The following is a 12,974-nucleotide window of genomic DNA, read 5'->3' on the forward strand; positions in this document are numbered from 1 at the left end:
GCGCGGCGCGCCGCTCACTCGGCCGGCCACCCCAGGGCGCGGACGAGGTGCCGCGCGATGGTCTGGACGTGGGGCGGGTCGATGACCGACAGATGGTCGCCGCCGACGGGGACGATCTCCAGGGACGGGCACAGGGGCGCCCAGCCGAGGTCGGCGTCCTGGCGCAGGTAGCGCGGGTCCAGCGCGGTGGTGAGCTTCTGCGGCTGCTGGGCGCGGTAGAGCACCACATGCCCGTCGTAGGGGCGCGGAGCGTACCGTTCGCCGACGCGGGCGTCGACGTACGAGGTCCGCTGGTGATCCATGATCCCCGGGCTCATGTCGAGGCCGGCGTCGGCGACGAGCCGCATGATGACGTCGATCTGCTGGTCGTCCGGGGTGGCCGCCAGCTCCTCGTAGGGCAGCTCGAGGCGGTGACCGTACGTCTTCTCGATGTACTCGGCGAAACGGCCGAAGCGTTCGAGCAGGAACTCCGGGGACTCCTTCTGCTGCAGGGCGGCCGGCAGGATGGTGTCGATCAGCCCGAGGTATCCGATGCCCTGCCCTTCCTGGGTCAGCTGACGGGCCACCTCGTAGGCGAGACATCCTCCGAAGGACCAGCCGAGCAGGTGGTAGGGCCCTTCCGGCTGGATGTCCCGGATGAGCGCGCGGTAGTGGGCCGCCTTCTCCTCCATCGTGCTCAGCTCGTCGATCCGCTCCATCCCGTACACGGGCTGCCCGTCCGGCAGCAGGCCCGTCAGGGGCAGATAGACCGAGGTCGGGCCGCCGGCGGGGTGGAAGGTGAACAGCGGGGCCCGCGGTGACCCGGTGCCCGCGGGGCGCAGGGTGGTGACGGAGGACGGGCCGGTCCGGTTGACCACCGGCCGGATCAGTTTGGCGATGGCCGCGACGGTGCGGTGGGCGAGGACGGCGTCGGCCGTCAGGCTCAGCTGGGTGTCGTTGCCCAGGCGCCGGTGGATGACGTCCGCCATGGCGGCGGCGGCGCGCCGGTCCCCGCCGGCGGTGGTGAAGTCCTCACGGATGTCCTTGGGCCCCTCGGGCAGGACCTCCGCCCAGGCGCTCGCGACCAGCCGTTCCGCGGCGTCCCTGGCCCCCAGGGAGCTGGGCAGCGCGGGGGCGGACCGCTGGGCCGCCGGCGTGTCGTCCCTCGCGGGCGCGGAGGCGGCCGTGGGTCCCGCGGAGTCGAGTCCGAGCTGTTCCAGCACCGCCCGGCCGAGTTCGCGCAGACTGGCACCGCGCAGCAGGCGGGGGGCGGCGAGGTCGACGCCGAAGTCCTGGCGGACCGCGTTGCGGATCCGCACCGCCATCAGGGAGTCCAGTCCCAGTTCGGTCAGCGCGGTCGTGTCGCTGAGTTCGTGGGTGCCGAACCCCATGATGGCGGCCGTCCTCCTGACCAGGCGGGCGTACACCGCGTCCGGGGCGGAGCCGCCGAGGGCCGTGATGCCGGCGGGGCCGGCCCAGTCGTCGCCGCCGACCGCGCCGTCCTCCAGCACGTCGGTGAAGAAGGGGATCGCCGACAGGCCGGGGAACGCCGCCAGCACGCGCTCCGTGTCGAGGTGGACGACGCCGACGTGGGTGCGGTTGAGGGTGACGAGAGCCTGGAGGGCGTCCATTCCCTCGCCCAGCCGGATGGGCTCCAGGGCCAGCGCCGGGTTCCCGGCCTCCGCCCCGACGTTCTCCCACGGCCCCCAGGCGAGGGAGGTGGCGGGCAGGCCCGCGGCTCTGCGGTGGTGGGCCACGGCGTCGAGCCAGGCGTTGGCGGCCGCGTACGCGGACTGTCCCGGTGAGCCGAGGAGGGCCGCGGCGGAGCTGTAGATCACCCACCAGTCCAGGTCGTGCCCGGCGATGGCCGCCTCCAGGTGCCGGGCCCCGACGGTCTTCGGCCGCAGCACCGTGTCGACGTCCGCCGGTTCGAGGTCCGTGATCATGCGGTCGTGCAGGACACCGGCACAGTGCGCGATGCCGCGCAGGGTGTGGCCCTCGGCGAGGGCGGCCCGCACCAGGCTCGGGGCCACCTCCGGTTCCGCGATGTCCCCCTGGACGACCTGGACGGAGGTTCCCCGGGCCCGCAGCTCGTCCAGCACGGCCAGGGCTTCGGCTCCGGGGGCCCGGCGGCCGTTGAGCACGATGCGGCCGGCGCCCTGTTCGGCGAGCCGGCCCGCTGTCGCCAGGCCGAGTCCGGTCAGGCCACCGGTGATGACGTAGGCGCCGTCGGGACGGGCGAACGCCACCTGCTCGTCGCGCTGTGAGGTGAGGTCGGCGCGGGCGAGGCGGGCGGTGAGCCGGGTTCCGGTCCGCCAGGCGATCTCGTCGGCGTCGCCGCTCGCGAGCAGTTCCTGGACGAGGTCGTCGAGCGCGCCGGGCTGTTTGTCGACGTCCACCAGCGAGGCCCGCAGCTGGGGGTGTTCGAGGGCCAGGACCCGGACCAGTCCCCGCAGACAGGCCAGGTGCGGCGTCCCGGGTTCGCCGGGTGCCGTGGCCTGCGCCAGCACGGTGGCCATCCACAGGCGCGGTGGCTGCCGGCCGGCGGCGCCGGCCAGGCGGCGGGCCAGCCGTGCCGCCGTGCGCAGGGGCCGCATGTCGTCGTCGCGGTCCTGCTGCGGGAGGAACAGGACGACGGCGCTGGGGCCGTCCTGCGGGGTGTCCAGCCAGGCGTCGAGCGCGGCGTCGCAGGCGTCCTCCCCGGCACCGGCCGGCGTGACCTCGACACCGCAGGCTTCCAGTGCCGACGCGAGTGCGGCCGTGGTGCCGTCGGCGGGGTCCGGCTCGTCGCTGACGAGGAGGGCACGGTGCAGACGGCCCGGCGGCAGCGGGGCGGTGGACTTCTCCCACCGGATGTCGTAGGTGCACGACTCCAGCGGCCGGGGCACTTCGTGCCGCTCGATGGGACGCATCTGCACGAACCGGGCCACGATGCCGCTCGTGGCGCCCTGGGCGCCGACATGCCACCACCCGCCTTCGGCGTCCGCCGCGTCGGCCCCGTCGGCGGGCGCGCAGTGGATGTCGTAGCCGGTGTCGAAGATGCCCGGCCCCTTGATGTGCAGGGAACGCACGGCGACCGGGACGGTGTGCTCCGTGGCCCGGTCCGCGCGGTCGCCGCCGGGCGGGGTGTCCGCGGCGCCGGGTGCTTCCAGCAGGGCGGTCAGCAGGTGTGCGTAGGACGGCCGGTGCGGGCGCTGGAGTTCCTCGGGCGCGAAGTGCCGGACGAGGGCCGGTGCCGGCTCCGCGTCGGGGTGGTGCTCGCCCAGGGGGCCGGGATCGCTGGTGATACGGGCCGAGGCGTAGCAGCGCCAGGTCGCGCCGGTGTCGCGGGCGTGCAGGGACAGGGAGCCGTGGGTGCGGGAGGCCGGTTCCCACACCACGGTCAGGGGGGTGCTGCTGGAGAGGGCCAGCCACTGGTGGATCCGCAGGTCCTCGATGCCGAGGTGGGTGATGCCCTCGCGGGCCCACAGGTCCAGGCCGGCCTCGATCATCAGTTCCGCGGCCTCGGCCAGGGTCAGCACCGCCCGGTCGTGGACCGTGCCCCGGGGGCCGTGCCGGCGGGTGCCGACGTCGCCCTGCCACAGCGCGGCGCCGGTCCTCGGGTCGTCGGTGCGCACGCCCAGCAGGGGGTGGCCGGCGGCGTCGGCCGAGGGGGCGGGCCGGGGGAACCAGAACCGTTCGTGCCGCCAGGCGGGGGTGGGCAGCGCGATGCGCGCACCGGCGGGCCACAGGTCGCCGTTCATCGTGACACCGGCGAAGTGCAGCCTGGCCAGCGCGGCGCGTACGTCGACGGTGTCGTCGGCGTTCTTGTGCAGGGTGGGGACGACCAGGGCCTGGTCGCCGCCCGGGGTCGCGTCGAGGGTCTCGGTGAGCGGGACGACGGCGATGGGGTGGGGCGAGATCTCCAGGAACAGGGTGTGCCCGTCCTCGACGGCCGCGGCCACCGCGTGCTGCAGGCGCACCGGGCGGCGGACGTTGGCGCACCAGTAGTCGGCGTCCGCGCCCGGTTCCGTGCGGGCGTCGTCGAGGGCCGTGCTGTACCAGGGCGTGGTGGGGGTGCGCGGCCGCAGCCCGGCGAGGTCCTCGCGCAGGGGCGTGAGGACGGGATCGACGGCGGCCGAGTGGCCGGCTCCGCCGACCTCCAGGAGGCGGGCGAGGTGTCCCTGCTCGGTCAGCTCGTCCACCAGGTCGCGCACCGCCTGGGCGGGCCCGGCCACCGTGCAGCGCTGGGGCGAGGAGTGGACGGCGACCTCGACGCCGGGATAGCGGCCGAGGACGTCCGTGCGGGACTCGGCGGGCAGCTCGATCGCGGCCATGGCCCCGGCCTGTTCGGCGTCGATGGTGGCGAGGCGGGCCGAGCGGCGGACGATGACACGGACTCCGTCGTCGGCGTCGAGAGCGCCGGCGACCACGGCGGCCGTGACCTCGCCCATCGAGTGACCGATGACGGCGGCGGGTTCCACGCCGTACGCCTGCATGGTCCGCGCCAGGGCCAGCTGGAGTCCGAAGAGCAGCGGCTGGGCCCGGTCCACGGTGCGGCCGGAACCGGAGGTGAGCAGGTCGGTCAGCGAGGAACCGGTCTCCGCGCGGAAGGCCGGGTCGAGCGCGGACACCTGGGCGGCGAAGAGGGCGTCCTCGGTCAGCAGGCGCCGCCCCATGCCCTCCCACTGCGAGCCGTACCCGGAGAAGACGAAGACCGGCCGGCGCGCCGTGGACGGCTGTTCCGCCCGGGCGTCGGCGGACGGGGGGACGACGCCGGGCACGGTCTCGCCCCGGGCCAGCGCGGCGAGCTTGGCGGCCGCCTCGGGGCGGGTCCGCGCGACGACCGCGGCGCAGGACGGGCCGCGGCGGTGCGCGGCGAGCGTGTGCGCGACGTCGGTGAGGGCGGGCGCGCCGTCGGCGGCCAGCCACCGCGACAGGCTCACGGCCACGTCGGGCAGCCGGTCCGGGGAACGGGCGGACACCACCAGGATGTGCGGGGGCACTCCCGCTTCGTCGTCGTCCCGGGCGTCGCGCGCGGACCCGGGACCGGTGGGCGGCGCCTGTTCCAGGACGGCGTGGGCGTTCGTACCGCCGAACCCGAAGGCGGACACACCGGCGCGGCCGGGACGGTCGTCGGGGGCGGGCCACGCGGTCGGTTCGGTGACCACGCGCAGGCCCAGCCCGGTGAAGTCGATGTGCGGATTGGGGGTGTGGAAGTGCAGGCTGGGCGGGATACGGCCGTGGTGCAGGGCCAGCGCGGTCTTGATCAGGCCGATGATGCCGGCCGCGCCCTCCAGGTGGCCCAGGTTGCTCTTGACCGATCCGATCAGCAGCGGGCGGTCGGGCTGTCTGTCACGGCCGACGACCGCGCCGAGGGCCGACGCCTCGATGGGGTCGCCCAGCAGGGTGCCCGTGCCGTGCGCCTCGACGTAGTCGACGTCGGCGGCGTCGATCCGCGCGTCCCGCAGCGCCGCGCGCAGCAGCGCCTCCTGCGCCGTCGGGTTGGGAGCCATCAGCCCCGCCGACCGGCCGTCCTGGTTCACGGCGGTGCCCCGGATGACGGCGATGACCCGGTCGCCGTCGCGCCGGGCGTCGGCGAGCCGCTTGAGCACGACGACGCCGCAGCCCTCACCGCGGGTGATGCCGTCCGCGGCGGCGTCGAAGGGCTTGCACCTGCCGTCCGCGGCCAGCGCCCCGGCCTGTTCGAACGAGGCGGTGACCGCCGGGGACAGCAGCACGTTCACCCCCGCGGCCAGCGCCGTGTCGCACTCCCGGCTGCGCAGGCTGCGGCAGGCCAGGTGCACGGCCACGAGGGACGACGAGCAGGCCGAGTCGGTGGTGATGCTGGGGCCGCGGAGGTCGAGCAGGTAGGACACGCGGTTGGCGACGATGCTGCCGGCGGCGCCGGTGCTCGTCCACGGGGTCAGGCGGGTGGGGTCCGAGGTGGTCAGATGCCCGTACTCGAGGGCGCTCAGGCCCACGAAGACACCCGTGGAGGTGGCCTGGAGGGCGTGGGCGGGCACTCCCGCGTGGTCCAGCGCCTCGCAGCCGACTTCGAGCACCAGCCGCTGCTGGGGATCCATGACCTCGGCCTCGTGGGGCGTGACGCCGAAGAACCTCGCGTCGAATCCCTCGATGTCGTCGAGGAAGGCGCCCCACCGCGTGGTGGACTCCATCAGCGCGGTGACGTCGGGCGCCGTGCCGGCGAAGTTCGTCCAGCGCGATTCGGGGACCTGGCCGACCACGTCCGTTCCCGCCAGCAGCCGCTCCCAGAACGCGTCCGGCCCGTGGACGTTGCCGGGCAGCCGGCATCCGATGCCGACGATGGCGACGGCGCCGTCGTCGTCTTCGTCGGGAGCGCCGGCCTCCGCTTCGCCGGCCGTACGGGGCTGCTCGTCCGCTTCGGCGGCGCCGGTGTCGTCGGCGGCCGCCAGGGTGCTGACCAGCTGTCCGATGGTGGGGTGCTCCCACAGCAACGTGGCGGACAGCGACCGGTCGAGCATCTTCTCCAGCTCACCGGTCAGTCCGACGGCGTCGCGGGAGGTGAGGCCGTACTCCGCCAGAGGGCGGGCGTCGTCGAGTTGTTCCGGGGAGATGCCACTGATGTCCGAGACCAGCCGCACCAGCGCGTTCCGCAGTTCGGTGACGCCCGATCCGGAATCCCTGTCCCTGGTGGAGCCGGTGGTCCGGGCGTCCTCGGCCGGCTCCTGGTGTCCGCCTGGTCGCTTCATGCGGTGCCGGCCTCCGTCTGTGCTCGCGTGTCGGAACTCCAGGCGCCCTGGAGGTAGCGCTCACGGCAGGCGCCGCGGGCGACCTTGCCACTGGTGGTGTGCGGTACGGTGCCGGGCCCGGCCAGGACGAAGTCGTGGACGGCGACGGCGTGAGCGGTGGAGACCGCGGCGCGGACGGCCCGGGTCGTCTCCTCAAGGACGCTGTGCGGTGCCACGACATCACGGGCGTGCTCGGCGACGACGACCAGGCGTTCCCCGTCGTCGGTGAGGACGGAGAACGCCGCGGTGTGATGGCGCCGGACGGCCGGGTGGGCGCTCTCGACGGTCTGCTCGATGTCCTGCGGGTAGTGATTGGTGCCGTCGATGATCACGAGGTCCTTGATGCGGCCGGTGATGTAGAGCTGCCCGTCGTGGAGCAGTCCCAGATCGCCGGTGCGCAGCCAGTGCCGGCCGGCGTCGGCCGGGTCGTCGCCGTGCAGGGTGGCGCGGAAGGTGGCGTCGCTCTGTTCGGGGCGTCCCCAGTACCCCTGGCCGATGTTGGGGCCGTGCAGCCAGATCTCGCCGACGTGCCCGTCCTCCAGACGGACGTGGGTGGCCGGGTCGACGATGGCGGCCTCCTGGCGGGTGGGCCGTCCGCAGCCGACCAGGCGGGTCACCGCCCGCTCGCCGGGGGCGTCGGCCACCCGGGCGGTGCCGGCCGCCAGCGCGTCACGGTCGAAGCAGGTGACCGTCGGTTCCTCCCCCGCGGGTGAGGCGGAGACGAAGACGGTCGCCTCGGCCAGCCCGTAGGACGGGCGCATGGCGGTGGGGACCGCGCCGGCCGGGGCGAACGCCTGCTGGAACCGGCGGAGCGTCTGCTCGGCGATGGGTTCGCTGCCGTTGACCATGGCGGCGACGGGCCCCAGCGCCAGTTCGCCGCGCTCCTCCTCGGTGACGCGGCGCACGCAGTAGTCGTAGGCGAAGTTGGGAGCGGCGGTGAGCGCTCCCGGGTGCCGGGTCAGCAACCGCAGCCATCTGACGGGCTGTTGGACGAAGGCCAGTGGATCCATCAGCACGGAGTGGACATGGCCCACCACGGGCAGCACGATCGCCAGGACGAGCCCCATGTCGTGGTAGAGGGGAAGCCAGCCGACGGTGCAGTTGCGCCCGGCGCGGATGTCGTAGGCCTCCAGCGCCTGGCGCGCGTTGGCGCAGACGTTGGCGTGGGTGATCTCCACACCGGAGGGCACACGGGTGGAGCCCGAGGTGTACTGCAGATAGGCGCGGTCCTCGGGTCGGGGATGAAAGGTCTCCGCACCGGCCGGTGCGTCCCCGGGCGCCGGCCCCGAGAGCAGGTCCTGCTCGGTGACCACGCGCAGACGCAGTCCGTCCTGGTTGGCGCAGAACTTCTCCGCGGCCTGCTGCGCGCCGGGGCTGGTGAGGGCGAGCACCGGGTCGGCGTCGGCGAGGACGGCGGCGAGCTTCTCCGCGTGGCCGGGCAGGTCCGGGGGGAAGAGGGGCACGGCGAGCGCGCCGGCGCACGTGGCTGCGAGGAAGCCGACGACGTAGTCCAGGTTCTGCGGTCCCACGACGGCCACGCGCTCGCCCGCCGCGCCCTGGTGGCGCAGCGCCGTCGCGAGGGTGCGTACCCGCGTCTCCAGTTGGCGCCATGTCAGACGGGACGGGACGCCGTCGCGGTCGCTGCTGAAGTCCACGAAGGTGAACGCTGTTTCGTCGGGTGTTCGTGCTGCGGCCCGAGCGAGATGGTGGCTGATCGTGTCTCTCACGGTTTCCAGCACTGAGTCACCGAACCTTCGTTCTGGGCAAGGAATGGACTCCGCGGCCGTCAGGTTATGGGGCGGAACTGCTGACAGCCGTCGCCACCCATCACCGCTTTCCGCTCATAGTCATAGTGGCGAGCGATCAGCCAAACACGGATATATGCCGGGCTTCCAGTGACACGCCGAGGCGGCTGTCCGGCCGCCGTCCGTCGTCAGGACCCCCGCGAGTCGCGCTCGATATCACCGGAGTGCGGCGTATGCAGGAGGGGCCCGAAGAACGTGACTGCCCCTCCGACCTCTCCCCCGCTGCCCGAGGCAGGTTCCGTGACTCGACCGCGTGTCATCGCCCTTTTTGCGGCAGTCCTTTTGCCGTCGTTCATGACGGCCCTGGACAACACCATCGTCAATGTGGCACTGCCTCAAATCCAAGCCGAACTCGCATTGAGCGAAGCCGACTTGAAGTGGGTGGCGGCCATTTATCAGCTCGTCCTCGCCAGCTTTCTGCTGCTGGGCGGACATCTGGCCGACACGGCCGGGCGGCGGGCGACGCTGCTGCTCGGCGTCGCCGTCTTCACCCTTGCCTCGGCCGGGTGCGGCACGGCGGTCTCCGGGGTGGTCCTGATCGCCTGCCGAGGGCTCCAGGGAGCGGGCGCGGCACTGATCCTGCCGGCCTCGCTGGCGGTGCTGTCGCACGATCTTCCGCCCCGCGCGCGCAACGCGGCCTTCAGCGCGATGACCGCCACGCTGGCCTCGGCGCTGGCCCTGGGACCCGTGGTCTCCGGTGTCATGACGCAGCACCTGGGCTGGGAGTCCGTGTTCGTCATGAACGTGCCCCTCGGATGCGTGAGTCTGCTCGTCGGCTTCGTGGTCCCCCGGCGCGGCCCCGCGGCCCGCTCCTCGCCCACGCCGCCGGCGCCCCTTTCCCTTCGCGTGGTCGCCCTGGCCTGTTGCGCGCTGGCGGCCCTCGCGCACTGTCTGATCGAAGGGCCCGAAAACGGCTTCGTCAGCGTGCCCGTGGCCACGTCGGGGGTCATTTTCGTCGCCTCGGCCGTCGGCCTGTCGTACGAGGTGACGCTGGGCCGGAACACCGCACTGCGGCTTCTCTTTCGGCAACGTCCCTTCGTCGGCGGAATCATCACGCAGTTGCTGTGGGGGCTGAGCGTGAGCGGCGTCTATTTCTTCACGTCCCAATTCCTGCAGAACGGTCTCGGTCTGGCCCCGACGTCGGCCGGACTGGCGTTTGTCCCCGTCGCCTTTTCCCTGCTCGTCGCCGCCCCCTTCATTGCCAGGACGGCACGCCGCTGGGGAGACGGACGAATCTCCGCCGTGGGCCTGCTCATGGTGGGCCTCGGGCTGCTGATGGTCGCCCTCGGCAGCTCGCAGGGAAGTCTCATCCCTATTCTTCCGGGACTTTCGACCATCGGCCTCGGTTCCGCGCTGGCCGTTCCGCTGACCACCCGCGCGCTGGAATCCTCGCCCGATCACCTTTCCGGTATCGCGGCCGGATTGTTCAGCGCCATCCGCGAGGCGTCCGGAGTCGTCGGGATCGCCTTCGTGGGCGCGATGGTGTCGTTCGTCGAGCACGCCGCGACCGCCGCGGGCTCCGGCCCCGCGGACGCCTTCCTCTCCGGCTACCAGGCCGGCCTGTGCCTGGCCTCGGCCCTGGTCGGCTCCGCGGCCCCCATCGCCCTCTGGGCCCTCCGAGGCCGCGACGGCACGACCCCCTACAACATGAACACCTCACAACCGGGCCCGTGACGGTCGGGGAGCGCGGGGGGGCTGGGGCGGCGGGGCCTGGACGACCTCGCGGATACGGGGCGCCACCCGCAGGGCAGGGAGCCACCCGCCCCGAGACGGCTCCAGGAAGCATGCGAGCACCCCAGACAGGGGCCGGAGCCCACCTACCCGAGACGAGCCCAGGAAGCATGCGCGCGACATAGGCAGGGCCGAAGGGCGCGGCACGCGCAAGGGCGGGGCCCCGCTGGACGAGGCTCGGGTGGGCGGGTGGGCGGGTGGCCGTGAGCGGCCGCCGCGTGACCGGGGCCCGCGGACCGCCGCATGACCGGGGCCCGCGGACCGCCGCATGACCGGGGCCCGCGGACCGCCGCATGACCGGGGCCCGTGGACCGCCGCATGACCGGGGCCCGCGGACCGCCGCATGACCGGGGCCCGTGGACCGCCGCATGACCGGGGCCCGTGGACCGCCGCATGACCGGGGCCCGTGGACCGCCGCATGACCGGGGCCCGCGGACCGTCGCGTGACCGGGGCCCGCGGACCGTCGCATGGCCGCGGTCCGTAGGGCCCCCGCACGTCACACGACCGCCGCCCGCAGGGCCGCCGCGTTACCGCGGTCCGCGGGACCCCGCCCCGGGTCGTTTCTAGCCGAGTGCGGTCTTCACCGCGTCGGCCAGTCGGGCGGCGACCGAGCGGGCCTGGTCGATGTCCGCGGCCTCGACCATGACGCGTACGAGCGGCTCGGTACCCGACGGCCGCAGCAGCACCCGCCCGGTGGAGCCCAGCTCCCCTTCCGCGTCGGCGACGGCCGCGGCGAGCTCCGTGGAGGAGGACACCCGGGACTTGTCGACGTCGGGCACGTTGATCAGCACCTGGGGCAGCCGCTCCATCACGGAGGCCAGGTCCCGCAGCGACCGCCCGGTCTCCGCGACCCGCGCGGCGAGCATGAGCCCGGTCAGCGTGCCGTCCCCGGTGGTCGCGTGATCGAGGATGATCACGTGTCCGGACTGCTCGCCGCCCAGCGCGTACCCGTGCTCCTTCATCTCCTCCAGCACATACCGGTCCCCGACCGCCGCCTGGACGAGGTGGATGCCCTCCCGCTCCATGGCGAGCTTGAAGCCGAGGTTGGACATGACGGTGGCGACGACGGTGTCCGACCGCAGCGCCCCCCGCTCCCGCATGGCCAGCGCCAGCACGGAGAGGATCTGGTCGCCGTCGATCTCCGCGCCGGTGTGGTCCACGGCGAGGCACCGGTCCGCGTCCCCGTCGTGGGCGACGCCGAAGTCCGCGCCGTGCTCGACGACGGCGGCCTTCAGCTTGTCCAGATGCGTCGATCCGCACCCGTCGTTGATGTTGAGCCCGTCCGGCGCGGCACCTATCGTCACGATCTCCGCGCCCGCCCGCGTGAACGCCTCGGGCGACACCCGGGCGGCGGCGCCGTGCGCCTCGTCGAGCACGATCTTCAGGCCGTCGAGCCGGTTCGGCAGTACGGCGACCAGGTGGGCGACGTACCGGTCGAACCCCTCGTCGTACGTCCGCACCCGGCCGACCCCGCCGCCGGTCGGCCGCTCCCACGGCTCACCGCGCCGGTGCTCCTCGTACACGCTCTCGATCTTGTCCTCGAGCTCGTCGGCGAGCTTGTGACCACCGCGCGCGAAGAACTTGATGCCGTTGTCGGGCATGGCGTTGTGGCTGGCGGAGAGCATCACGCCGAGGTCGGCGCCGAGCACCCCGGTGAGATAGGCCACGGCGGGCGTCGGCAGCACGCCGACCTTCAGCACGTCCACGCCGGCGCTGGCGAGACCGGCCACGACGGCGGCCTCCAGGAACTCCCCGGACGCGCGCGGGTCCCGTCCCACGACGGCCACCGGCCGGTGACCCTCGAAGGTGCCCGCCTCGGCCAGCACGTGCGCGGCCGCGACGGACAGACCGAGCGCCATCTCGGCCGTCAGATCCGCGTTGGCGACACCGCGCACGCCGTCCGTGCCGAAGAGTCGTCCCACTTGTCCTCCTGAGGAAGCATCAGTTTCAAAAGCCGTGCGGGGGCGTCGAATGATCTGCGGCGGCTCCCGCATTCAGGCATTTGATGCCCTGAACATCCGATCACACAAGCCTTTGAGCACCTTGTGCCGTTATACGCCCACGGTTGTGAGAAAACGAACGCCCCGACGGCACTGTGGCGTGCCGCCGGGGCGTTCGGAGTACGCAGGGAGCGAGCCGGTGCTCGCTCCGTACACGTACGAGCAGGCAGCGAAGCTTAGCGCTTGCTGTACTGCGGAGCCTTGCGGGCCTTCTTCAGACCGGCCTTCTTCCGCTCGACCGCGCGGTCGTCGCGGCGGAGGAAGCCGGCCTTCTTCAGGGCGCCGCGGTTGTTGTCGACGTCCGCCTCGTTCAGCGCACGGGCGACACCGAGACGGAGCGCACCGGCCTGACCGGAGACACCGCCACCGGCGATGCGGGCGACGACGTCGTAGCGGCCCTCGAGCTCGAGAACCTTGAACGGCTCGTTGACTTCCTGCTGGTGCACCTTGTTCGGGAAGTAGTCCTCGAGGGTGCGACCGTTGATCTTCCACTTGCCGGTGCCCGGAACGATCCGGACGCGGGCGATGGCGTTCTTGCGACGGCCCAGGCCGGCGGCCGGCTGCGGGTCGCCGAAGCGGGAGGCCAGCGACTCCGAGGTGTACTCGCCCTCGACGGGGACCTCGGACTCGGTGGTGTAGCTGTCGATGTCAAGCTCTTCGAGCGGCTGCTCGGCAGTGGTCTCGGCCACGGTGATTCCTCAGATTC

The 12,974-nt window shown here is 73.2% G+C and carries 5 protein-coding genes; 1 reads left to right on the forward strand and 4 read right to left on the reverse strand.

Features of this window, described 5'->3' with window-relative positions; translation table 11 throughout:
* Positions 1 to 14: 14 nt before the first annotated feature.
* Positions 15 to 6,692, reverse strand: a complete 6,678-nt coding sequence (locus ACFY2L_RS17220; protein WP_390822707.1) for an SDR family NAD(P)-dependent oxidoreductase — start codon at positions 6,690 to 6,692, stop codon at positions 15 to 17.
* A complete protein-coding gene (locus ACFY2L_RS17225; RefSeq protein ID WP_390822708.1) occupies positions 6,689 to 8,470 on the reverse strand; it encodes a fatty acyl-AMP ligase in 1,782 nt (593 codons plus the stop codon). Before ACFY2L_RS17225 ends, ACFY2L_RS17220 begins: the two co-directional genes overlap by 4 nt.
* A 360-nt stretch (positions 8,471 to 8,830) precedes the next feature.
* On the opposite strand from ACFY2L_RS17225, the gene ACFY2L_RS17230 reads away from it, so the two are divergent.
* On the forward strand, positions 8,831 to 10,210 hold the full coding sequence (locus ACFY2L_RS17230) for an MFS transporter (protein WP_390822709.1): 1,380 nt from the start codon (positions 8,831 to 8,833) through the stop codon (positions 10,208 to 10,210).
* Between the two features lie 621 nt (positions 10,211 to 10,831).
* On the opposite strand, the gene glmM is transcribed toward ACFY2L_RS17230, so the two are convergent.
* Both glmM and rpsI read right to left on the reverse strand, forming a co-directional pair.
* A complete protein-coding gene (gene glmM / locus ACFY2L_RS17235) occupies positions 10,832 to 12,190 on the reverse strand; it encodes a phosphoglucosamine mutase (protein ID WP_390658140.1) in 1,359 nt (452 codons plus the stop codon).
* A gap of 254 nt (positions 12,191 to 12,444) precedes the next feature.
* Positions 12,445 to 12,957, reverse strand: a complete 513-nt coding sequence (gene rpsI / locus ACFY2L_RS17240) for a 30S ribosomal protein S9 (protein WP_390658139.1) — start codon at positions 12,955 to 12,957, stop codon at positions 12,445 to 12,447.
* Between the last annotated feature and the right edge of the window lie 17 nt (positions 12,958 to 12,974).

Source organism: Streptomyces sp. NPDC001381, assembly GCF_042895685.1.
Lineage (GTDB): Bacteria > Actinomycetota > Actinomycetes > Streptomycetales > Streptomycetaceae > Streptomyces.